The 24,030-nt window shown below is 51.1% G+C and carries 23 protein-coding genes; 3 read left to right on the forward strand and 20 right to left on the reverse strand.

Features of this window, described 5'->3' with window-relative positions:
• The first annotated feature begins 244 nt into the window (after positions 1-244).
• The gene (locus K0T92_RS02030) at positions 245-1,555 is read left to right on the forward strand and encodes a S8 family peptidase (protein WP_219870742.1); all 1,311 of its coding nucleotides are present in this window, start codon (positions 245-247) and stop codon (positions 1,553-1,555) included.
• A gap of 61 nt (positions 1,556-1,616) precedes the next feature.
• On the opposite strand, the gene fur is transcribed toward K0T92_RS02030, so the two are convergent.
• The 4 genes from fur to K0T92_RS02050 form a co-directional block, all read right to left on the reverse strand.
• Positions 1,617-2,072: a ferric iron uptake transcriptional regulator gene (gene fur / locus K0T92_RS02035; protein ID WP_219870743.1), complete on the reverse strand. Its 456-nt coding sequence runs from the start codon at positions 2,070-2,072 to the stop codon at positions 1,617-1,619.
• Between the two features lie 98 nt (positions 2,073-2,170).
• The gene (gene spoIIM / locus K0T92_RS02040) at positions 2,171-2,815 is read right to left on the reverse strand and encodes a stage II sporulation protein M (RefSeq protein WP_219870744.1); all 645 of its coding nucleotides are present in this window, start codon (positions 2,813-2,815) and stop codon (positions 2,171-2,173) included.
• A 140-nt stretch (positions 2,816-2,955) separates the two neighbouring features.
• The gene (locus K0T92_RS02045) at positions 2,956-4,158 is read right to left on the reverse strand and encodes an endonuclease Q family protein (protein ID WP_219870745.1); all 1,203 of its coding nucleotides are present in this window, start codon (positions 4,156-4,158) and stop codon (positions 2,956-2,958) included.
• 3 nt (positions 4,159-4,161) lie between these two features.
• Positions 4,162-4,719 (reverse strand): NUDIX hydrolase, encoded by a 558-nt coding sequence (locus K0T92_RS02050; protein ID WP_219870746.1) that lies wholly within the window; start codon positions 4,717-4,719, stop codon positions 4,162-4,164.
• Between the two features lie 207 nt (positions 4,720-4,926).
• Here K0T92_RS02050 and mciZ point away from each other — a divergent pair, with 207 nt between their 5' ends.
• The gene (gene mciZ, locus K0T92_RS25580; protein WP_219870747.1) at positions 4,927-5,091 is read left to right on the forward strand and encodes a Z-ring formation inhibitor MciZ; all 165 of its coding nucleotides are present in this window, start codon (positions 4,927-4,929) and stop codon (positions 5,089-5,091) included.
• 133 nt (positions 5,092-5,224) lie between these two features.
• Here mciZ and K0T92_RS02060 read toward each other — a convergent pair whose 3' ends face one another.
• From K0T92_RS02060 to lpdA, 6 genes are all read right to left on the reverse strand, one after another.
• Positions 5,225-6,358, reverse strand: a complete 1,134-nt coding sequence (locus tag K0T92_RS02060) for a M20/M25/M40 family metallo-hydrolase (RefSeq protein ID WP_219870748.1) — start codon at positions 6,356-6,358, stop codon at positions 5,225-5,227.
• A gap of 146 nt (positions 6,359-6,504) precedes the next feature.
• Entirely contained in the window at positions 6,505-7,227 is a 723-nt protein-coding gene (lipB, locus tag K0T92_RS02065; protein WP_219870749.1) for a lipoyl(octanoyl) transferase LipB, read from the reverse strand.
• Between the two features lie 17 nt (positions 7,228-7,244).
• Entirely contained in the window at positions 7,245-8,609 is a 1,365-nt protein-coding gene (locus tag K0T92_RS02070) for a dihydrolipoamide acetyltransferase family protein (RefSeq protein WP_219870750.1), read from the reverse strand.
• A 133-nt stretch (positions 8,610-8,742) separates the two neighbouring features.
• Positions 8,743-9,726, reverse strand: coding sequence for an alpha-ketoacid dehydrogenase subunit beta (locus K0T92_RS02075; RefSeq protein WP_219870751.1), 984 nt, complete (start codon positions 9,724-9,726; stop codon positions 8,743-8,745).
• Between the two features lies 1 nt (position 9,727).
• Positions 9,728-10,759, reverse strand: coding sequence for a thiamine pyrophosphate-dependent dehydrogenase E1 component subunit alpha (locus K0T92_RS02080; protein ID WP_219870752.1), 1,032 nt, complete (start codon positions 10,757-10,759; stop codon positions 9,728-9,730).
• A 123-nt stretch (positions 10,760-10,882) separates the two neighbouring features.
• On the reverse strand, positions 10,883-12,310 hold the full coding sequence (lpdA, locus tag K0T92_RS02085) for a dihydrolipoyl dehydrogenase (RefSeq protein WP_219870753.1): 1,428 nt from the start codon (positions 12,308-12,310) through the stop codon (positions 10,883-10,885).
• 263 nt (positions 12,311-12,573) lie between these two features.
• On the opposite strand from lpdA, the gene K0T92_RS02090 reads away from it, so the two are divergent.
• A complete protein-coding gene (locus K0T92_RS02090; protein ID WP_219870754.1) occupies positions 12,574-12,870 on the forward strand; it encodes a DUF2627 domain-containing protein in 297 nt (98 codons plus the stop codon).
• Between the two features lie 603 nt (positions 12,871-13,473).
• On the opposite strand, the gene clpP is transcribed toward K0T92_RS02090, so the two are convergent.
• From clpP to dxs, 10 genes are all read right to left on the reverse strand, one after another.
• Positions 13,474-14,061: an ATP-dependent Clp endopeptidase proteolytic subunit ClpP gene (gene clpP / locus K0T92_RS02095; RefSeq protein WP_219870755.1), complete on the reverse strand. Its 588-nt coding sequence runs from the start codon at positions 14,059-14,061 to the stop codon at positions 13,474-13,476.
• 20 nt (positions 14,062-14,081) lie between these two features.
• Complete coding sequence (locus K0T92_RS02100; RefSeq protein WP_246627856.1) at positions 14,082-14,858, reverse strand: RNA polymerase sigma factor; 777 nt, start codon at positions 14,856-14,858, stop codon at positions 14,082-14,084.
• A gap of 158 nt (positions 14,859-15,016) precedes the next feature.
• Positions 15,017-15,406: a hypothetical protein gene (locus K0T92_RS02105; protein WP_219870757.1), complete on the reverse strand. Its 390-nt coding sequence runs from the start codon at positions 15,404-15,406 to the stop codon at positions 15,017-15,019.
• 287 nt (positions 15,407-15,693) lie between these two features.
• Complete coding sequence (spo0A, locus tag K0T92_RS02110; RefSeq protein WP_219870758.1) at positions 15,694-16,509, reverse strand: sporulation transcription factor Spo0A; 816 nt, start codon at positions 16,507-16,509, stop codon at positions 15,694-15,696.
• A 232-nt stretch (positions 16,510-16,741) separates the two neighbouring features.
• Positions 16,742-18,067 (reverse strand): SpoIVB peptidase, encoded by a 1,326-nt coding sequence (gene spoIVB, locus K0T92_RS02115; protein WP_219870759.1) that lies wholly within the window; start codon positions 18,065-18,067, stop codon positions 16,742-16,744.
• A 121-nt stretch (positions 18,068-18,188) separates the two neighbouring features.
• A complete protein-coding gene (gene recN, locus K0T92_RS02120; RefSeq protein WP_219870760.1) occupies positions 18,189-19,889 on the reverse strand; it encodes a DNA repair protein RecN in 1,701 nt (566 codons plus the stop codon).
• Positions 19,890-19,925: 36 nt separating this feature from the next.
• Positions 19,926-20,375 (reverse strand): transcriptional regulator AhrC/ArgR, encoded by a 450-nt coding sequence (gene ahrC, locus K0T92_RS02125; RefSeq protein ID WP_219870761.1) that lies wholly within the window; start codon positions 20,373-20,375, stop codon positions 19,926-19,928.
• 29 nt (positions 20,376-20,404) lie between these two features.
• Positions 20,405-20,863, reverse strand: a complete 459-nt coding sequence (locus K0T92_RS02130; protein ID WP_219870762.1) for a hypothetical protein — start codon at positions 20,861-20,863, stop codon at positions 20,405-20,407.
• A 321-nt stretch (positions 20,864-21,184) separates the two neighbouring features.
• On the reverse strand, positions 21,185-22,015 hold the full coding sequence (locus K0T92_RS02135; RefSeq protein ID WP_219870763.1) for a TlyA family RNA methyltransferase: 831 nt from the start codon (positions 22,013-22,015) through the stop codon (positions 21,185-21,187).
• A 15-nt stretch (positions 22,016-22,030) separates the two neighbouring features.
• Positions 22,031-23,932, reverse strand: coding sequence for a 1-deoxy-D-xylulose-5-phosphate synthase (gene dxs, locus K0T92_RS02140; RefSeq protein WP_219870764.1), 1,902 nt, complete (start codon positions 23,930-23,932; stop codon positions 22,031-22,033).
• Between the last annotated feature and the right edge of the window lie 98 nt (positions 23,933-24,030).

The raw sequence follows: 24,030 nt of genomic DNA on the forward strand, positions 1-24,030 counted from the left end.
TCTGCTAACTATAATAGCACTATATGACTGGATTTCAGTCGCTGTCCATCGCTTTGTGCCTTACTTGTCCTTTACGATACGGTTTCCTCTCCTGCTACAAATTATGTGCTTGAAGGGCAGCCGCCCATGCCTCTGGTTGTTTGCCTCCATACACTGGATTAATCGGCGCAGCATCTTGGATGCAAGACAACGGTTCCAGATCATCAATGTTCAATTGTTGGAACAATATAAGGAGGATCTTTCATTGAAAAGAGTAGAACGATTGCTTTTGCACTGCTCTAGCGGCACCGTATCTGGACAACATACTGTTCGCCAAATAATTGGATTCAAGACACAATCTAATTACAAGCGATGCATTAAGGAACTGTCGCGGCATGGCATTAAACCCGTCAAGAGCATACGTCAAAGCCGTGTCATCTCCTGTCTTCTGGACGGCCGCCGTACCGAACAGCTGCAATCGCTCAAAAATCACCCGCATGTTAAATATGTGGAGCCTGATTTGAAAATCAGTTCACACGGCCTCTCGCCTGCGTTCATCGCGCCTCCTTCAGCAGCGAAAGCAAAACGAACAAACAGCCGGCCCCTCCACTGTACAGCTGCGACTTCCACATACAACCGGGCGTCCCGCCCTCTTCTGCTTCCGCCTATCTTCTCGAACTCAGCCACCATCAGCAAAGAAATCACTTGGAACATCAACCGAATTCAAGCCCCCGACGTATGGGCCTCGACATGCGGAGAGGGCGTTGGGATTGCCATTATTGATACCGGAATCGCATCACATCCTGATCTGCAAATTGCGGGAGGCGTGAACACCATCGACGGTTCATCCTACCAGGATGACAACGGCCACGGCACCCATGTTGCCGGAACCGCCGCCGCCCTTGGAACGAACGGCAACATTGCCGGAACGGCACCCAAGGCCAGCCTCTATGCGGTCAAGGCGCTTGATGCGGACGGGGCCGGCTACGTATCCGATATTATTGCCGGAATCGACTGGTGCATAAAGAAAAAAATCAAAGTCATCAACATGAGTCTCGGCTTGCAAAATGCTACAAGCGCAGCACTGCGCGATGCGGTTCAGCGGGCGTATAAGCAAGGCATCGTCATTGTCGCATCCGCCGGCAATTCTGGCCCGAACAGCGGCACAATAGATGAGCCGGCAAGCTATTCCGAGACGATAGCAGTGGCCGCTTCTACGATTGCCAACGGTATTGCGGACTTCAGCAGCCGCGGCTCCGGTATCGATATTGCCGCACCCGGCAGCATTATCCGTTCCACCTGGCTTAAGAACGGCTATCAGGTCCTTTCCGGCACCAGCATGGCTTGTCCTCATGCTGCTGGCAGCGCTGCGCTCATTTTGGCCAAGGAGCCTAATCTGACCCCTGCGCAGGTAGCCGAGCGGCTGCGGTCATCCGCACTGACTCTGCCCGGTTACGTCGCACAATCACAAGGCTCCGGCCTGCTCCAGATTGCCGATGCTATGAGCAAAAAGAATACCAATGCCGCCGCGAGACGCAAACGCATCCTGCAGCGCAGAGCCGGCAGCCGCAGATGATAAAAAAACTCCTTCGTGCGGCATGGTTTCGCTGTAAGCGAATCATACCGCACAAAAGGAGTTATTGTTGTTGATCGTTCTTACTGCGGCATCTGCTGCAGACACCTTGAAAATCAAGCCGATGATCGATAACCGTGAAACCAAATTCCAATTCTAACCGTTCTTCCAGCGGGCCAAGCCAATCTTCTAATATTTCGTCCATCGCTCCGCATTGTACACAGATCAAATGGTGATGATGGTGTTTGTTGTTGTCCGTACGCAAATCATATCGGGCCACTCCGTCTCCGAAATTCAATTTCTCCACGACGTGAAGCTCGGTTAGCAGCTCCAAAGTCCGATATACGGTTGCTAATCCAATCTCAGGCGCCTTGTCCTTCACAAGCATAAAAACATCTTCCGCGCTGAGATGATCCTCTTCATTCTCCAAAAGTACTCGTAGTGTCGCTTCGCGTTGCGGGGTTAGTTTGTACCCTTGCGACTGCAGCTGCTGCTTAATCTTATCAATCCGGGATTCCATGGTTTCCCCCCTCGCACTGCCTTGCGCCCATCACCGGAAAACGTTTGCTTTCATTATAGGGGCACATTGCGAGTAAAGTCAAACCCTTTTTAGAATCATTATAATCCTCCCGCGACCTCGGACAGCAGCGGCACAGCCCACTTCAGCATAGCTGGCGATACAAAGGTCTCAATCGACGCTGCCGCCGCAATCATAATGAGCATCAGCCCAAACGTCCCCGTATGCGCGAGGAAGGGCTCGCTTAACGTCCCGTAGCGGCCCATGAGCCGATTGCGGACAATGTACAGGGAGAAAGAAAGGGCAGATACACTTGCAATCAACAGCGCAGGAACAACGAGCAGATTAGGCGGAGCAACAGAAACCAGCGAGAACAGAAGACCTTTCCATGAATATTGGCTGACAAGCGTGCCTACCGTGAACCCGACCAGCACTCCTTTGAGAAAATCAAGCGCCAGCACGAGCGGCATGCCGACAACCGTAAGCCCAAGCACCCATACAAGCAGAAGCCATTTGCCATGGAAAAAGACACGATCCCAGAAGGACAGAGCGCCATCCGGCAGCAGTCCTTTCTCGGCTCGTTCCGCGAATTTCTGCACATAACCGGCCAGATCCTGCTGCTGATCAAGCGTCAATGCATTGACAAGCAAGGCGCCAAAGACGATCCCCACTATAAAAATAACCGCAACGAATACATAGATCGTGAACTGATCCTTCATCAGCAGTCCCTTCGGCGATGCTCGCATGTCACACACTCCCACATTCGAATGGTACAGTGTATGTCCAAGCCATCGCCGCTATGACGCCGCAGCTAAGTCAAGCCGCGTAAATTCGCTTCATCGCGCTGCGCGGTTGCGCGCTGCTCCTCCCAGGGCGCGTGCGCACGCTATTTCCGCTTTCTGGCCACTTTGCCGTATTGACCGCCGCCGCCAGAGCTAAGCTCCACAGTTCCTTGCCGTGCACTGACGATCACTTCTGCCGCGGCTGCTCCGACTATGGCAGCAATCTCTTCCGGTGCAGCATCATGCAGGACTGCCATCTCTGTGCCGAAGCGCTCAAGAAGCTTGTCCAGCGACCGTTTCCCGATTCCCGGGATGAATTCCAGCGGCACCTGATAAATATACGGCGGACGTCCTTCCGAGACATGCGATTGCTCTCTTCCGGCAAACCGGGCAAGCTGCTCGATCCGGTCCATAACGCCCCGAACCAGCTTAGGGCTGCCGCACATGGGACAACGCTCGGCTGCGGCCTCATCGCCCGCCAGCGAGCCGCAGTTCAAGCAGTAGGTACGATGATATTTGCCAAGCAGCGGGTTCAGTCCATAATTAGCGGCAATTGACCTGCCCTCCCGGCCTCCCAGCGCCAGCCTCAGCTCAGCGTAAGACGGCTCAGCCAAATGCATGGCATTGTATTCCCGGCCGATCTTGGCGATGGAATGGGCATCGGAATTCGTGACGAAAGGGATGCCGTCCAGATCCGGTATCCATCCCGCCATCATGCTGTCCGAGCTTAGTCCAAGCTCCACGGCATCCACCAGCTCCGGGTCCAATGTCTCCTGAAGCGTATCCGAGCAGCTGCCGAACAGGCTCTTGTGGGGCGTGAAAATATGAGCAGGTATAAATAATCCGCCCCGTCCCTTCACCTCTTCCTGAAGCACTCGTGCCGGCACATAGATACGCTGCGAGCTGAGCCCGATGTTGCGCATATGCCTGCTCATCCAGCCAGAGAACTGCCGCATCGCCTCCAATGTCGGCATATAAGCCAGGTGATGAGCGGGACCGCAGCCGGGATCCCTCACCTCAATTTCTGCGCCAAGCACAATTGTAGTTCCTTTATAACGAATTCCGCCGCCTTCCGCCTCGGACATTTCGCCTGAGTCAAGAAGAGCCATAATATCATGCTGCACACCCGGCGCATGACAATCAATGATGCCAAGAAGATGAATGCCTTTGCGGACAGCAGCCTCATGAGCGATATTGCGAAAGGTAAGATCGCGGCTCCCGCTGATCTTCACCGGATCGCCGTTCTCCGTGCGGCCAATATGAATATGCAGGTCAGCGAATACCCGCTTCAGTGCCGTGTGATCCATTCGCTAAATTTCTCCCGTTAGCCTGTAGATATGCCAGGCATAGACGGCCAGAATAGTCTTCGCATCGCTGATTCGCTCCTCACGGATATACGTCTGCGCCTGTTCGAACGTAATCGCCTCGACCGCAAGATACTCATCCTCATCCGGCCTGCTCTCGCCCTTCACAAGATCCTCCGCAACAAAGAGAAACAGCTTCTCATCGGCAAACCCCGGTGAGGTATAGAAGGCGCTGATCGGGCGAAGACGTCCCGCACGGTAGCCTGTTTCCTCCTCCAGCTCGCGCGCCGCGGCAGTTATGGGGTCCTCCCCGCTGTCCAGCTTTCCTGCCGGGATCTCGATCTGAAATTTCTCCATCGGCTTCCGATATTGCTCGACGACAAGCATTTTGCCGTCTATCAAAGCAAGAACGGCGGCCGCTCCGGGATGCTTCACAATTTCGCGCGTCGCGGTTCCGCCATGCGGGAGCTGCACCGTATCGACCTGAAGAGAGATGACCTTCCCCTGGAAGATCGGTTCCGTTTTTATCGTCAGCTCTCGGAATTCATCCGTTTTCTTTAGCATTTCGTCCAGCTCTCCTTTTCTACTGCACTGCCTCAGTGCTGCCTCAGTGCCAATCTGCCTCGGTCACAGCATACATAACTTGTCCACTTCCCTCATATGCTGATATTAGCCCTGTGGCACAGCCCATTGGCAATGAACGTTAATTTGGTTCCAAGGTGCTTATAAATGCGGCCTATGCGATTAATAAAGATTAAGGGGGTATGGTTCATGAAACAATATTCCGTTACCAGTCAGCTTATGCTTGTAGGCAAGGCTTGGGAAATTCGCCATCAGCTCCGGTTAATGGCGAAGCAGGACACTGTCCGCACGAAGGAAGACCAGCGAAAGTCCACATTAAGCGAATATTTGGAGCATCGCCGTCCTCTTCATTAGCAGCACAATTCGAATCTTGCATCTCAGCAGCCAACGTTCATTCGGGACATCGCTGATCTTCATATAATGGCATATAGGGAAGAGCTGCGGCTAACTTGCTGTCCGCGCCTCTTCCCTATTGTCATTGCAATTCTTATACGGTTTTGTTCGCCGCTTGCGAGATAATCTCTACGACAAGCCCTGCGGTCTTCACCAAATCCACTACCTTAATCTGCTCTTTCGTCGTATGGATATGCTCATAGCCAACAGCCAGATTGACCGTAGGCACACCTAATCCGTTAAAAATATTAGCGTCACTGCCGCCACCCGAATGGAAAGTGCGCGGTGTAGCTCCAATGGCCGTAATTGCCGATTTGGCAAGCTCCACTACAGAGTCCCCGTCGCTGTACGAGTAGGCTGGATAAATAATGTCGCTCTCGAACTCCGCTCTGGCGCCATACTCGGCCGCTACTGTATCCACCGCCTCGCGCATAGCCGCAATCTGCCCATCCAGCTTATGCTGCACAATGCTGCGCGCCTCGGCATCCAGCTTCACGTAGTCGCACACAATATTCGTCGCGCCGCCGCCCTCGAATCGGCCGATATTAGCAGTCGTCTCATGATCAATACGTCCCAGAGGCATCCGGGCAATGGCTTTACCAGCTACTTGAATCGCGCTGATGCCGTCCTCGGGATTCACGCCCGCATGCGCTGATTTGCCGTAGATCTTAATCGTAATCTTCGCTTGTGTGGGCGCAGCAACGGCAATATCGCCGATAAGCCCGTTGGAATCCAGCGCATAGCCGAACGCCGCTTGCAGATGCTCCCGTTCGAGCGCAGCAGCGCCGAGCAGCCCGGATTCCTCGCCGACTGTAATGACGAACTGCACAGGGCCATGCTTAACCCCCTGCTCCTTCAATACTCTGATCCCCTCAAGCATCGCGGCCAGACCCGCTTTATCATCACTGCCGAGAATCGTCGTGCCGTCACTGCGAATATAGCCGTCAGCATCCAATTGCGGCTTAATTCCGTTGCCTGGCATGACCGTATCCATATGCGAAGTGAAAAATATCGTTGGCGCCGATTCCGCCCCGGCAGCAGCGAGATTAGCGATGAGGTTGCCTGCTCCGTGACCCGTCTTGGCTGCGGCGTCATCTTCCAGCACATCGAGCCCCAAGGATGAGAATTTCTGCTTCAGCACATCGCAAATTTGCCTCTCGTTCCCTGTCTCGCTATCCACCCGCACAAGCTCCATAAATTCATCAACTAGACGTTTCTCGTTAATCATCAGACTTCCACCATCCTTCTCAATCGTTTACAATAATCAGATACGCTTTATATTTTGCACGAAAGGAGTATGAGGACATGCGCCCCAATCGATTGATGAGAGTATTAATCTGGGTGTTGATCATAGCCCTGCTGTTATCAACGCTGCTAGTTGGTATCGGCTGGATCTTTGAATAGCTCGTCTCCGCCGGCAGTGGCATACCCGAACTGCCGGCAAAAATACGGAATAATTTCCTTTGCGACCTGCGTAACTGAGAGATGAATCCCCGTCAAATCCGCGAAAGAGGTCACCTCATATTCCTGAATGCCGCAAGGAATGATCCCCTTGAAGCCATCCTGCGCTATGCCTGCTTTGACATTCAATGCGAACCCGTGGCTTGTTACGAATCCCCGGCGAGTGCGGGCTTTATTGAATTTCACCCCGATAGCCGCGATTTTCTTATCCCCGATCCACACTCCCGTATATTCGGGCTTGCGTCCGCCTTCGATGCCGTATTGGGCCAGCCAATCGATAATAACCTGCTCCAGCTGCCGCAAATAGCCATGCAAATCAAGACCGGGCGCTTCCAGGTAGAGAAGCGGGTAGCCAACGAGCTGGCCGGGGCCATGATAGGTAATATCCCCGCCACGGTCAATCTGGAACAAGCCGATTCCCTGCTCTGCAAGCTGCTCTTCGGACAGCAGCAGATGCTCAGGATGGTTCTGGGAGCCGATCGTATAGGTCGGCGGATGCTGAAGCAGGAGCAGCGTCTCGCGCCGCTCCTCCTTGTCAATTTGTTTCACATATGATTTCTGAAGATCCCATGCTTCGGCGTAGCCTAACAGTTCTGTATAGCTGACGTCGAGCGTCTTGACATTCGTTGTTGTCATCGCAGTCAAGCCTCGTTTCAATACAGTTTGGTATCCAGATCGAAGCCTTCAAGATTATCCTTCACCCGCTGCAGGAACCGTCCGCAGATTACCCCGTCGAGAATCCGGTGATCCAGCGACAGACAGAGATTAGCCATAGAACGTACAGCGATCATATCATTAATAACGACCGGGCGCTTCACAATCGACTCGAATGTCAGAATAGCCGCCTGCGGGTAATTGATGATTGGATAAGAGAGAATAGAGCCGAATGAGCCTGTATTGTTGACTGTGAATGTACCGCCCTGCATGTCGGACATCGTCAGCTTGCCTTCGCGCGTCTTGCGGGCCAGATCATCAACCTCGCGCGCCAGACCGGCAATGTTCTTCTGATCGGCATTCTTAATCACAGGCGTCCATACGCCCTCTTCCGTACCTACTGCAAGAGAGAGATTGATATCACGCTTGACGATGATTTTATCAACGGCCCATACCGAGTTCATAATCGGATAGTCCTTGATCGCATTAACCACCGCTTTGAGCAGGAAAGCCAAATAGGTCAGATTAATGCCTTCACGCTTCATGAACTCGTCTTTAAGCTTGTTGCGAAGCACGACGAGATTCGTAACATCCACTTCTATTGTCGTCCAGGCATGGGGGATTTCAGTCACGCTCTGGCGCATATTTCTGGCAATCGCATTACGAAGCGGCGTCACATCGATAAAATATTCACTGCGTCCCGCTTGCGGCCCATTCTCAACTTCAATGGAAGGAAAGGGCGGCGATTCCGTCAGATGCAAGCCGGAGGAACGAACCGTCTCACGCGTATCCATATTTATTGATTGCGCTGCTGGAGCAGTACTTCCAGCCGATCCTGCGTTTGAACTGCCCGCATTGCCGGAGGCTACATAAGCGAGCACATCCTTGCGGGTAATCCGGCCGCCTAGTCCGGTTCCCTTCACGTGCGCCAGAACGATGCTGTGCTCGGCAGCGAGCTGCTGAACAGCAGGAGAGTAGCGGTGACGCATGCTCGTGTCACTGCCATCCTCCCCTTCTCTTGCTGCGGATCCGGCTCCAGTCCCGTTGCGGTCTGCCGCATGGCCTCCAGCAGATGCGTTCCCAGCGGCTGGTGTGCCTGAATGATCTCCGCCACCCGCTCCTTCTGTTTCAATAATGCAGATGGGCGCGCCGACCGGTACGGTTTCACCGGCACCGACCAAAATCTTCGTTAGTATGCCCCGAACTGTCGATGGCAGCTCAGCGTTCACCTTGTCCGTCAGAACTTCGCATAGCGGTTCATACATATCAATAGTATCGCCCGGCTGCTTCAGCCATTTGTCGATTGTAGCAGATACGAGCGATTCCGCTAGCTGCGGCATGACGATTTCCGTCACCGTCTTCATCTCTATTCAACTCCTTACCGTCTTCTATGCTACACTGTGTCAAGCTTCCTTGGCAGCAGACATTAGCATCGGAAGCATCCATCCAGCCTTGCTTTTACAAACAATAAATCCTGTATCAACAACTTATGATGGTCTAATAGAGCGCCAAATGCCTCATCGACTCTTTGACCTTATCCTTGTTCAGCATAAAAAATTTCTCGCCGGGCGGATTGATCGGCATAGCCGGCACATCCGGTCCGCATAAACGCATAATCGGCGCATCGAGCTCGAACAGCATCTCCTCCGCAATAATGGCTGACACCTCGCCGCCAATACCGCCGAACTTATTATCTTCATGAATAATGAGTACTTTGCCCGTGCGGCGGGCTGCTGCAAGAATAGCTTCCTTGTCGAGCGGCTGCAGCGTGCGCAAATCAAGAATATGCGCAGAAATCCCCTCCTCAGCGAGCTCTTCAGCCGCTTCCATGGCGAAATGCAGCGGCAAGCTGTAGCTGATGACCGTAATGTCATCGCCTTCCCTGAGCACATTAGCTTCACCAATCGGAACCGTATAATCGTCCTCCGGCACATCCCCGACAACAAGCTTATAGCATTTCTTATTCTCGAAGAACAGCACCGGGTCGGGGTCGCGCACCGCAGCCTTCAGAAGGCCTTTGGCATCATAAGCCCGATATGGAGCTACGATCTTCAATCCCGGTGTGCCGAAGAATACCGACTCCGGACACTGCGAGTGGTACAGACCGCCGAAGATGCCTCCGCCGATTGGCGCGCGAATTACGATCGGACAGGACCAGTCATTGTTGGAGCGGTAGCGGATCTTGGCCGCTTCGCTAATAATCTGATTCGTCGCCGGAAACATAAAGTCCGAATATTGCATCTCTGCAATCGGCTTCATACCGTACATAGCGGCCCCGATTGCGACACCGGCGATTGCAGATTCTGCAAGCGGCGTATCGAGCACGCGGGCTTCTCCGAATTCAGCGAGAAGTCCCTTCGTCGTTGTGAACACGCCGCCCTTGTAGCCAACGTCCTCACCCAGCACGAACACGTCCTCGTCCCGTTCCATTTCCTCTTTCATAGCAAGGCGGATCGCATCAATATATTCCATAACCGGCATCTTAACGTCCCCCTTTGCCTTGATCGCCATCATAGACATGCAGAAGAATATCCTCTGGCCTTGGGAACGGCGCCTTATCGCCATATTCCGTCGCATCGTCCAGCATGACGCGGATCTTCTTCATGAGCTCGGCATCCTTCTCCTCGTCCCATAATCCGCATTCAATCAAATATTGCTTATATTTATTAATGCCATCCTTGCCGCGATGCTCATCTACCTCTTCCTTCGTCCGGTAAGCCAGATCATTGTCGGAAGTGGAATGCGGCGAAATACGATACATCATCGCCTCGATCAGCGTCGGACCTTCTCCGGCAATCGCTCTCTCTCGTGCTTCCTTAACGACACGGTAAACCTCAAGCGGATCATTGCCGTCCACACGCACACCCGGGAATCCGTATCCGATAGCACGGTCGCAAATACGCCCGCCAACCTGCTTGTGCAGCGGAACCGATATCGCATATTGATTGTTCTCGCACATGAGGATAACAGGGAGCTTGTGAACGCCGGCAAAATTGCAGCCCTCATGAAAATCCCCTTGATTGCTGGAGCCTTCGCCGAATGTGACGAACGTCACCAATTCCTTCTTCTTCATCTTCGCGGCAAGCGCAATGCCGACAGCATGGGGAACCTGAGTCGTTACAGGACTTGAGCCTGTTACGATGCGCAGACGCTTGTGGCCGAAGTGTCCCGGCATCTGCCTTCCGCCGCTGTTGGGATCTTCCGCTTTCGCGAACAGAGAGAGCATCAATTCACGGAGTGTCATGCCAAGCGACAGGACCAGCGCATAGTCGCGGTAATAGGGCAGGAAATAATCCACATCCCGATCCAGCGCGAACGCCGCGCCAACCTGCGCAGCCTCCTGCCCGATACCGGACACGTGGAAATTAATCTTGCCTGCGCGCTGCAGCAGCAGACAGCGCTCGTCATAGCGGCGCGAAGTCATCATCGTGACATACATTTCAATGGCTTTCTCATCTGTAAGCCCAAGCGCTGCATGCTTGGATTGATTCTCGACCGATTGTGATTGCTTCATGAAGGGATGCCCTCCTTTAACCTACTTTTATAACCTGGTACTAAGACTTGGTTACACCTATTATAACTGACTTCGGAGCAAAAAGAAATGTCGCTGCTCTCTTCGCTCCGCTCAGCCCCGGAATCAAAAGGATATCGCTTTCCCGTCCACCGCAAGCATAGCTTCACCGATCACTTCAGACAATGTGGGATGCGGATGAATGACATGTCCAACCTCCCACGGAGCTGCTTCCAGCAGCATGGCAAGCGATGCCTCTGATATGAGATCTGTCGCATGCGGCCCGATCAGATGAACGCCGATAACATCATTCGTATTTCTGTCGGCAATGACTTTGGCAAAGCCTTCAGCCTCGCCGATTACGAGTGCCTTGCCGATCGCTTGAAATGGAATTTTCCCAATCTTCACATCATGTCCCTGTTTGCGCGCTTCGTCCTCGGTTAAACCGATCGATGCGATTTCGGGACGCGAATAGATACAGCGGGGAACCCTTGCTGGGTCCGGCGCCTGCTCCTTGCCGCCAAGCAAATGGTCAATCGCTACCATCGCTTCATGCGCCGCCGCGTGCGCCAGCTGCAGTCCGCCGACAACATCGCCAACCGCATAAATATGAGGCTCCGTTGTTTGGAAAAAGCCGTTCACACGAATGGCATTGTTCTCAACACGAATGTCCGTGTTCTCAAGGCCGATCCCTTCCACATTCGCCCTGCGTCCAACAGATACCAGCATTCTGTCCGCGTTCAGCTTCACGGCTCCTTCTTCTGTCCGCGCTTCGATCACAACTTGTCCATCTTCGACTGCATAAGTATCCGTCATTAATTCGATTCCTGTCAGAATGCGGACTCCTCTGCGGCGCAGCTGCTTGGCTAGCTCCAGCGAAGCTTCCGCATCCTCTCCTGGCACCAGTCTTGCTGCAGTCTCAATAAGCGTTACATCCACGCCAAAATCAACCAGCATCGACGCCCACTCCACACCAATAACGCCGCCCCCGACAATCAGGATGGATTCCGGCAGCTGCTCCATCATAAGCGCATCGTCACTTGTCATAATATGAGTTCCGTCAGGCTCAAGCCCTGGCAGCGTGCGCGGACGCGAGCCCGTCGCAATCAGGAGGTTGGTTGGCACGATCGTCTCCATCTCCCCATCCGCAAGCTCAACGGCAACACTGCCGCTTCGCGGCGAGAAGATGGACGGGCCGATCACTCTTCCGCTGCCGTTCATAATCGTTATGTCATGCTTGCGCATCAGATGCTGCAGCCCCTTGTGAAGCTGCTCAACCGTTCCCTCCTTGCGCTGCTGCACACCTGCAAAATCAAGGGTAACCGCGCCTTCCGCCACTTTGATGCCGTATGTATTTGCCTTGAGCATCGTTGAATATACCTCGGCACTTCTCAGCAGCGCCTTGCTAGGTATGCAGCCCTTGTGCAGACAGGTGCCTCCGAGCTTCTCCTTCTCAACAATAATGACCTTCTTCCCTGCTTGCGCTGCTCTGATCGCAGCCGTATATCCTGCAATGCCTCCGCCAATGATGGCAATGTCGCATTGAATCGTCATTGATTTTCCCCTCTCGCCACAAATCGCATTATTAGGTTCACCAGACTATAATCGCCAATGAAATGTTCAACCCTGATACAATCGGATGGATTGAATGATTGAATGGATTGAGTTAAATTGAATCGAATGGAATGCTTCTCCTCTCCTATTGTACCTGTTTTCGCCGCCAGGGAAAACATCCCCGTGTGGCAAATGGACAGCGCATATCGAAAAAGGTATGATAATGAAGTATCTGTTTTTGCCATACAGGAGGATCTGCAGCTATGAAACAAATCATCGCGCGTTTTATTGCCATACTACTTCTCGTTATACCCGGCCTTGGAGCCACTTACGGATTCCTGCTTATGAAGGATGCCGTCTTTCATTATTACGCTGCGCATGGCGACGAGCAGGCCATTCCTCAATTCGAATGGGGCATGATGCTGGGCGGGCTAGTGCTGTTTCTGATCGGTGTCGGCTTTATCGGCGGCTGGACATTCTTCCGTGACCGCAAGCGCAATTATCTCTCATCACGCTTTCGCGAGAAGAAGCCGCGTCCGCCGCGCCCTGGGGCGCAATAAAGTCCTGCTATAGCACGGGAAGCGCGTAAGGGACTGTCCGACAAGTCCAATATCCAATGCGTCAGTGATGTGAAAAGATGCCTCCAAACCACTCAAAGTGGGGCTGGAAGCATCTTTTTTCATTGCATATAGGGACTCTGAAATCATCAAACAACTTTCTGGACAACCCCTTCTCCAAGTGTGGTTTGAGGGCAGCATGACGATGAAGAAGAAGCCTGCGAATGTGCATGAATGTCGGTTACAAGACGGCTTTAATGGTTAAATTCCTGCGATCATGCATGAATTTGGGGGGAAATCGGCCGTTAAGAAGAAACAAAGGTGAAATACCTGCGCTCTGGCAGGCATTTCACCTTCATGGGGCCAGAAACGAGCAAATACATGCCGTTTCGCAGGTTTCGCTTGGCCCCTAGCTCACATTTCGCATCTCGTATCTCGCATGTCTCGGCGTTTGAATGACGGATCGTCCTCTGGTGAGGGGTATGTCAGCAGTGTGATAATCGCAGGCACTCCACATCGCATTTCTTCTTAAAGTGGGAGCAGGGATTTCCACAAACTGGACAGCTCCTTTAGTCTGCTGTCCATATGACCGCGGGCTGCACTTGTTCAGGCCCGTTCGCGTGAAATAATACTGTCAACAAGCCCGTATGCAACCGCCTCTTCCGCAGTCATAAACCGGTCGCGATCGGAATCCTTTTCGATCTGTTCCTGTGATTGCCCCGTGTGATCCGAGAGAATGCGATTAATTTTCTCCTTCGTCTTCAGAATCCAGCTGGCGTGGATTTGAATGTCTGCCGCTTGCCCGCGCGCTCCGCCCAGCGGCTGATGGATCATCACTTCGCTGCTGGGCAGCGCGAATCTCTTACCCTTCGCCCCTCCTGCAAGAAGAATAGCTCCGAAGCTGGCGGCTATCCCCATACATATGGTCGATACGTCAGAGCGTATGAACTGCATCGTGTCATAAATCGCGAAGCCCGCTGTCACGGAACCGCCTGGACTATTAATATACAGCTGAATGTCCTTCTCGGGCTGGTCCGCTTCCAGGAAGAGCAGTTGGGCGACAATCGAATTCGCCATATGATCTTCAATTTCTCCGTTCACCATAATGATGCGATCCTTGAGAAGCCTGGAATAAATATCATAGCTTCGTTCGCCGCGATTCGTCGTTTCAACCACATAAGGAGTCAGATTCATTCGACGCACACCTCTCTTAATTATGCTGCTGCGCACAGCTGAGCCGGCATATGGAAGGTGTTCGCAACCGGTTTTCTCCAGCCAGGAGAAGACTGCTGAACTGCAATCATTCCGCCGAGAGCTTGAACCGGATCGTTCTGAGCCAATGCCAGATACACGAGTGCCTGCGGATCAGAGCGCCGTATAGCAGTCAGATAGGCATGGAGCAAGCCTGGATCCAGCCCTTCCTGCTCTTCACCGCCGCCCGAATTGTCTTGAGCGCGGGACGATTCGTGCTTCTGCTTAACCTTTTCGAGGACATTTCTGGCCCGATGCAGGGCAGCCTTGACGGCACCCTCCGTCGTTTGCAGCCAGCCCGCTGCCTCGGCGCTCTTGTAGCCGCATACTTCCCGAAGCAGGAATACCGCCCGCTGCAGCGGCGACAAATGCTTCACAACGAGACGAAGCGCCTCCTCGACCTCTAAATGATCATGAAGCTCATCCCAGGCCGCGTCGGCAGCCGACTGGCCGATCATTTTTTCCGCTGCCCGTCTCCGACGCACGATGTCCACCCACAGATTTTTGGCGATTCGCAGCACGTAGGCTGTCGGATTGGAATGGGGATGTGCGCCAACGATAACAGACAATGCCCGCAAGCAGGTTTCCTGCACCAAATCCTCCGCATCCCAGACCGATCCCGTCAGCTTCAGGCAGTATCTGTACAACACAGCCCGAATTTCACCTGTCATTGTATCCTGCTTCAGGCCTGCATCCACGCCCGACTCCATATTTTGCACACTTGCCGCACCTTGCAGCATTTCGCTCAAAACAATCACCTCCTCAGGACTCCAGCTTAGCTCGCTGCATATTGTAAACGAATGAGGCTGTTTAAAGGATACGCTTCCTAACTATGAAATAGAAAAGGCACCTTTCATTTAGATCTGCATCCAAAGGAAGTGCCTTATTTGTAAAAGCTTTAATGTTGCAAATCCCCAGCATCCCATTTATGAGCACATTTCAAACAAGTAATTACAACTTTTTTGCTCCCAATCACTCCGCCTAATAAACCAACTGGACCAAGAAGAATCCCACCCAATGCCGCTTTACCTAATCCAAAACCTTTATTTCCCACAGTAACTTGTGCGGTTCTACACTTAGGGCATCTAACTGGTTCATCATCCATATCATTTCTTACTTCTGGCTCTAAATAATGAACTTTTTCAAGCGTTGTACCACATGAGCAGTTGGTGTTTCGTTTGATTTCAATTTCAGCATCGCTTTTAATACAATATGCTCGCATTACACGCACTTCATCTCCACAATCTTCACAGGCAAAATAGTAATAACGCCCATCTTCACGAACCATTGCCATCATATCACCTCAAAATTTTTAACATAAAAAAGAAACAAACATGCATCCCATAATAAAAAATATTTTTAAGTTTCAACATCTTGAAAATAGTGTAAATAATATCTTTAACATATCATAATTCTGTAAATATTGGCAACCGAGATTACAAATACATTCTTCAGGGTAGATCATATAAAAAAACACCACTCTCCACTGGTAATTTTGCAACCAATAGATTAGTGGTGTTTATTAATTTGATAAAAGTTAATCAGTAGCGTTTTACTTTCTTGCTTCGATTACTCTCAGCTCACCTTATGCTCAATCCGCAGCTTGTCCGCCACCATCGCGATGAATTCGCTATTCGTCGGCTTGGACTTGCTGATATTGATCGTATAGCCGAACAGGTGCGAGATGCTATCGATGTTGCCGCGTGTCCAGGCAACTTCGATAGCATGGCGGATCGCGCGTTCAACACGGGAAGGTGTTGTTTTGAATTTCTCCGCAATTGCCGGATACAGCGTCTTGGTGATCGCGCCGAGAATTTCGATATTGTTGTACACCATCGTGATGGCTTCGCGCAAGTACTGATACCCTTTAATATGCGCAGGCACACCGATCTCGTGTATGATACTTGTAATATTAGCATCCAAATTCTTGCCCTTTACAATTGGTACTACATTCGATTTAACAACAGAAGATGAACTGTAGGATGAGGATGTAGAAGATACAACATTGGAATTGCCAACAAGCTGGCGAATGCGATTAGCCAGAATTTCCATATCAAACGGCTTTAATATGTAATAGGATGCACCGAGTTGAACCGCTTTCTGTGTAATATTTTCTTGGCCGAAAGCAGTCAGCATAATAATTTTAGGCATTGGAGACAAGTTCATATCACGCAACCGCTCCAATACTCCAAGTCCATCCAAATGAGGCATAATAATATCCAGAATTAGAACGTCCGGCATCTCAGTGGATTCTTCAAGCAATCGAAGCACTTCTTCTCCGTTATAAGCGACTCCTGAGACAACCATATCGTTTTGTTCAGAAATGTACTCCGACAACAGATTCGTGAACTCCCTGTTATCATCCGCTAATAAAACTTCAATTCTTTGCAAGGTATAATCCTCCTTAGTAAAATCCATATCATACTGCTATATGGTTTCGTGATATTCCGTCTGTCCTTCATGTCTAACATACATTTTCGACATCTCAAACCAAATTCCTTCTGTCGAATAATATTTTTCTTTATTTTTTTATTCGTTTGTTTTATAATGAATATTTTGCTACATATAGCATCATAATTCGTATATTTTCGACAAAATGAATAAGAAAAAATCCTAAGGCGTACTAAGCCGCCTTAAGATTCAACCCCGCTGTCTTCAGCAGAACCCCCGCATCCTGAAGCATCCATTCAATGAAACATCCATAACCCGATGTAGGATCATTGACGAATACATGCGTTACAGCTCCAATCAGCTTGCCATTCTGAATAATTGGACTGCCGGACATCCCTTGCACAATACCACCGGTCTGTTCAATTAACCTGGAATCCGTAATTTTGATGACCATACCTTTGGTTGCTGGAGAGGATTGCCGTGTTACATGCACAATCTCTACGTTAAACCGTTCGACCTTCTGACCGTTCACTACTGTTAACAGCTGTGCGGGACCTTCCTTCACTTCCTCAGCGAATGCTACAGGAACCGAACGTTCATTGTAGCTGTGATTGGGAAGCTCCTTCATTTTGCCGAAGATGCCGAATGGCGTGTTCTTCTCAATATTGCCAAGTACCTTGCTTTCCTTGATAAAATGTGCGCGTTTCTCTCCTGGCTCGCCGCTTTGGCTCTTGTTAATCGAAGTGACATTGGATTGTAAAATTTGACCCTCGCCCACTTCAATCGGTGTTTGTGTATCCATATCGGTTATAACATGGCCTAATGCCCCATACACGCCTTGATCCGGTGCATAGAAAGTCAACGTGCCTACACCTGCGGCAGAGTCTCTAATGTAAAGCCCCAGCCGCCATGCACGATCTTCAACATCATATACAGGAGACAGTTTCGTCTCGAAAAGATGAGAACCACGCTTCACTGTCAGATGAAGAGGCTGCTTCTTACCTCCGGCACTCTCCGCCAATTCCGCTACTTTATGAACTTCATTGATGTGATTCCCATTGATACGGACAATTAAATCTCCCAGCTGCAGCTTTGCCGTCTCACCTGGCGATACTTTGGAACCTTTTCCAATAACAACTTGATGATGGCCTACGACCATAATGCCGGCTGATTTCACCTTGACTCCAATTGTCTGTCCGCCAGGAATGACACGAAGATCAGGAACGACATTCACCTTCACTGTCTTAAAAGGGATAGCGCCGAATAATTTCAGCTTCATCGTTGTCGCACCGCTATGCTGGGATTGAAGGGACAACGGCTTGTTCAGATCAACGGAGAACGAACCAGCCTTAGACCCGTTCACGCTTAATATCTGTGGATCAACTGTCACCTGTGCATGTACAGGCATGCCGTAGTCTAATTGCTTCAACTGCCCGGAAAACAAGCGAAGCTCGTTTGGAAAGGAGGCATAGTGTTGAAAGGGGGAGGACAGACCAAGCATGCAAACGATGAATACGAGAAGAAGACCAAGCCACCGCTTTCGCTGATTGGCATTCAATGACTTCACACTCCCTGTTTACAATCGCTTGACGAGATGTTTGTTCGCCAAATGCGTATCTTTAAGGTATCCCTGCCCCCGCAGTTTTATGTCGCCAAAAACCTTCCCGTATATCCTTACATTACGCTCCCTTTTGTTTGTAAGCCAAGTCAAGCATTTCTTGTGCATGATGCCGTGTTTTTTCCGTTACTTCCACCCCGCCGAGCATTCTGGCCAGCTCTTCAATACGCGTGCCATTCTGCAGTTCCGTTACATGTGTGGAGGTTCGTTCTGCAACAATTGCTTTGCGGATCTCATAATGATGATCAGCCATACAAGCTACCTGCGGCAAATGCGTAATGGAGAATACTTGGCACTGGCTCGACAGCCTAGACATCTTCTCAGCGATAGCTTGAGCTGCACGGCCACTAACACCTGTGTCAACCTCATCAAATACAAGGACAGGAACCTGATCTATGGAAGCGAATATCGCTTTAAGTGCCAGCATAATACGCGACATCTCGCCACCGGATGCGATCTTGTTCAGTGGCTTCAGTGGTTCGCCCGGATTAGGCGCCAGCATGAAGGCCGCTTCATCTATACCGTTGAGCAGAAGCCGGCAGCGCTCCCCTTCCACATGCTGCTGCAGCTCAACGCGGAATGTCGTTCGCTCCATCCCCAGCTGTCTCAGCTCCGCTTCGATGGCAATTGCCAGCCGATCCGCAGCAGCGCGCCGCAGCTCAGACAGCCGTCCCCCAACCTTGTTCGCCTCTTCATACAGGGCTGATCCTTCCTCACGAAGGCGGCTTACATGCTCATCCCGATTCTCGATTTTATCGGCCTCGGATTGAATTTTAGCCAAATAGGCCAAAATATCAGGGATTGTCTCCCCATACTTGCGCTTCAGGCTGTGAATCAGATCCAATCTGTCATCAATAATAGCCAGACGTTCAGGATCAGACTCTACACCGTCACGGTAATCCCTTAATTGAAATACCGCATCTTCCAATCCATAATAAGACGATTGCAGCTGCTCCAGAATCGGACTGATTACCGCAGAATCAAATTCGCGTATATCTTCAATGCGTGAGATTGCACGGCTTACCGCATCCAGACCTTTGCTGCCATACAGCATGGAATAGGCTTCTGATGCGCTGTCCCGGCGTTTGACGGCGTACATTAGCTTCTGCTTCTCTTCCGCCAGCGATTCATCCTCCCCAGGGATAAGCTTGGCAGCAGCGATCTCTTCGATCTGAAAGCGATAGAGATCAAGCATTTGCATATTCTGACGCGACGTATCCTCAAGCTCTCTGAGCTGATGGCGAACCTGCTCATAGCGCCTGTAGACCGCTTTGTACTTCTCCAGTGTTTCCGTTACTTTAGCGCCCGCGTACATATCAAGCCAATCCAAATGCTTCTCCGTTCTGAAGAGGGATTGATGCTCATGCTGTCCATGTATATTCACAAGACATTCGCCCGCCTCACGCAGCATCGACATCGTTACAATGTGTCCATTCACACGGCTGACGCTCTTGCCCTGCGAGCTAAGCTCACGGCGGATGACGAGGCCCTCCTCCGGCAAAGCATCGATTCCAAACGTGTGCAAGGCCGCCCATACCGGATGGCTGGCAGGGAGCTCGAACATGGCTTCGATTTCCGCTTTGGCGCAGCCGTAGCGTACCATATCTGATGAGCCTCTGCCGCCAACTACGAGGCTGAGCGCATCAATCAGGATCGATTTCCCCGCTCCAGTCTCACCGGTCAGTACGTGGAATCCTTCGTGGAATCGGACTGTAACCGACTCAATTACTGCCAAATTGCGAATTGAAAGCTCCCGAAGCATGTACGTGTTCCCCCTTTATGTCTTGTAGCCATTACATTAATTCATGAAATCAAGCAGGCGATCGACCAACTGTCCGCTCTGAGCCTTGGTTCGGCAAATAATGAGAATCGTATCATCGCCGCAGATCGTCCCCATAACTTCACTCCACTCCATGTTGTCAATCATTGCACCGATCGCGTTGGCTGTACCCGGCAGGCTCTTCAGAACGACCAAATTATCAGTGTAGTCAATATGGACGAAATGATCCGCTAATGTACGCTTCAGCTTGTGAATCGGATTCGTTCGAACCTCCTGAGGCATGGAATACTTGTACCGTCCATCCTCCACAGTGACTTTAACAAGCTGCAGCTCCTTGATATCGCGTGAAACCGTAGCTTGCGTCACCTGAAATCCGGTTGAACGAAGCGCATCAACCAGTTCATCCTGCGTTTCAATAATTTGCCCTGTAATGATCTCGCGTATTTTCATATGTCGAACACTCTTCATATTATCCTCCTCAAATGCTTCCCATCCATCTATCCAAAACGAAATGTTATTGTTCGAATTGTTCTTTCCTTGCCATCGACGAACAGAATGCCTTCGCTCTCCGGCATAAGCAGTGCATACACCATCAGACGGTCTCGCACCCCGCTGCCTGTCCAGTCAATCGGCATCCGGTCACGAGCTGTCTTCACGATATAATGCTTGCCGTCCTTCTCTGCAATCAGATCAATAAACAGCCGGCTTTGCAGCAACTGTCCGTCCAAATCAATCGTTATAGGCAGCCGATAACGGCCATATGTCACTTCATACCCTCTATGCTCCAGAAATCTGACGTTCTCATCATCCTCACGCACCTCTTCCGCATTGCTGAGCAGCAGCTTGGAATTCATGCTTGGCGGCTCATGCAGCCAGCGGTAGAAGAGCCGGTACAACCAATAAATAATCAGGCTCCCAGCGACAAGCATCACCAACCAGTCACCGTATTTCCCCATTGATTCCCTCCTCACGAACAAGAGTGTTACCTATTCATTCGTGAAAGAAGAGGAAATTCCCTCTAAATGGAATGGCGAACGTTTGTTTGGTTTTTTATAGTTTATCAGATTTTGTGCATTCTGCAAAGGGGAACAACGCTTTTAACGGCGGCGCTTCCAATCTCTCCATCCCTATTATGCAGCAGCTCATACGCCAGCAAGGGGCACAGTCCCATTATTCCACAGCGAAATAAGCTTCGCAAATAGACAAAAAAAAGCCCTCCAAGCCAGCTTCCGCTGAATTGAAAGGCTCCTGCCATCTATTAGCTTATCGTTTCCAGGCTAGGCTTGATCACGCGCAAACGTCCGCCCCGCATTATGAACGAGCTCTGCCAGCTCTTCATCAGAAGGGACAGCTGCTGCTGAACCCGGCATCCACAGCCAGTAAGCCAGAAACTCTATATTGCCTTCTCCGCCTGTAATGGGGGAAAAGGTTACCTGCTGCAGTGAAAATCCCTGCTCGGCAGCAAATGTCAGCACGGTCTTCAATACATCTCGATGAACCTTGGAATCCCGCACCACACCTGATTTGCCCACATTCTCCCGCCCGGCTTCGAACTGCGGTTTAATAAGCGCCACTACTCCGGAACCTTCCGAGAGCAGTGTTCCAAGCGGCGGCAAAATGAGCTTTAGCGAGATAAAAGACACGTCTATCGTTGCAAAGGAAGGCTTGGGGCCATTCAAGTCTGACGGCTTCGTATATCTGAAATTAGTGCGCTCCATAACTTCAACTCGCTCATCTTTTCGCAGCGACCAATCCAATTGATTGTAGCCGACATCAATGGCATATACATGCGAAGCGCCATTCTGCAGCGCACAGTCCGTAAAACCTCCGGTCGAAGCGCCAATATCCAGCATAACGATGCCGTCCATTGACAGCTGGAATTCTCGAATCGCTTTCTCCAGCTTCAGACCTCCGCGGCTCACATAAGGGTGAGGCGCACCCTTTACAGTGATTGCAGCCGCTCGCGGCACTTTGGTACCGCCCTTCTCGATTCGTTCTCCATCGACGATTACGAGCCCTGCCATTACAGCAGCCTTCGCTCTCTCCCGACTTTCATAATAACCTTGCTCAACCAAGAGCACATCGATTCGTTCTTTCGCTGTCGTCATCTTATCTCCCGTTTCTTATGCAGGACCGTTCACGCGCTTGCGCACTCTGGGCAGCATGGCTTTAAGCTCTGCCGCAGTATCCTCAGCCGTAAGCCCGATTTCCTGACGCTGCTCCTTGATGGAGCCATGCTCTACATACACATCCGGAACACCTTTGATTCGCACAGATACGTCCCGTTTATTGCGAAGTGAATAGAATTCAAGCACAGCACTTCCAAGACCGCCTTGCTCGCAGCCCTCTTCCAGCACCAGCATGTTCAATCCTTCATCCGCAAGCTGCAGCAGCATTTCTTCATCAAGCGGTTTGACAAACCTGGCATTCACAACACGGATATTCAGCCCTTCGCGCTTGAGCAGTTCGGCTGCTTCTTCCGCTACCTGTACCATTGGGCCAATGGCAATAATAGCCGCCGAGTCGCCTTCACGAACCGTTTCCCATTGCCCGATCGGTATCGGTGTCATGACTGGCTCCATGGCGACCCCAAGCCCGTTAATGCGCGGATAACGAATGGCAATCGGCCCATCACTATAATCCATTGCCGTCTTCATCATCTGGCGCAGCTCATTCTCATCCTTAGGCATCATCAGCACCATATTAGGAATATGACGCAAATAAGCAATATCATATACACCCTGATGGGTTTCACCATCGGGTCCAACAAATCCCGCGCGGTCAATCGCGAATACAACGTTCAGGTTCTGGCGGCAAATATCATGGACCACCTGATCGTACGCGCGCTGCAGGAAGGTGGAATAGACCGCATAGACAGGCTTCATTCCTTCCATTGCCAGTGCCGCACACATTGTAGCCGCATGCTGCTCCGCAATCCCTACATCGATCATCCGGCCGGGGAAACGCTCGGCAAACTTCAACAGTCCAGATCCTCCGGGCATTGCAGGTGTAACGGCAACAATCCGGTTGTCCTCTGCGGCAAGCTCCATTAGCGCATCACTGAATACTTCCGTATACATAGGCGGGCCCACGGCCTTCAGCACTTGACCGGACTCAATCTTGTAAGGTGAAATGCCATGCCATTTGTGCGAATCCGCTTCTGCAGGAGAATAGCCCTTGCCCTTGACTGTCAGGATATGAATGAGAACAGGGCCGGTAACATTGTTGGCTTGCTCCATAACATCAAGCAGTTGGTTCATATCATGACCGTCAACGGGGCCAAAATACGTAAATCCGAATTGTTCAAACAAAATTCCGCCGTTAACAAGCAAATATTTGACACTATCCTTGAGACGCTCAGCCGTCTTGGCAAGCTTGCCGCCGATTGCCGGCACCTTATTAAGGAGCTGCTGCAGCTCATCCTTGGCTTTCTGATAATGGCGGTCTGTACGGATTTTGCCCAAATAATGATGCAGTGCTCCGACATTAGGCGCGATTGACATCTCATTGTCGTTGAGAATAACCGTCACATTGCTCTTCTCATGGCCGATATGATTCAGCGCCTCGAGCGCCATACCGCCGGTAAGTGCGCCGTCTCCGATTACAGCGACAACTTTGTTGTTCTCGCCTTTAAGATCGCGCGCCAGCGCCATTCCCATCGCAGCCGAAAGAGAGGTGCTGCTATGGCCCGCTTCCCACACGTCATGCGCACTCTCCGACCTCTTGACGAAGCCGCACAAACCCTTGTACTTGCGGAGCGTGTCGAATTGTTCCTTGCGGCCTGTCAATATTTTATGAACGTAGGATTGATGACCCACGTCAAATATAAATTTATCCTTAGGGCTGTCATATAAATAATGGAGTGCGAGCGTCAGCTCCACCACACCCAAATTCGGAGCGAGATGTCCCCCTGTTGCGGACAATTTCTCAATCAGAAATTCGCGGATTTCTTCAGCAAGCTGCCCAAGCTGCTCAACAGACAGCTCTTTCAAATCTTTAGGCTCGTTAATGTGTTCGAGCAACACGATATTTCCTCGCTTTCCAAGACAACGCGATTTCATTGTCCAATGAAGATCAACCAATGTCTAATTATAGCATAGATCATGGCCTTGCCCAATATTGT

The organism is Paenibacillus oenotherae (assembly GCF_019443105.1).
In the GTDB taxonomy this organism is placed as follows: Bacteria; Bacillota; Bacilli; order Paenibacillales; family Paenibacillaceae; genus Paenibacillus_Z; species Paenibacillus_Z oenotherae.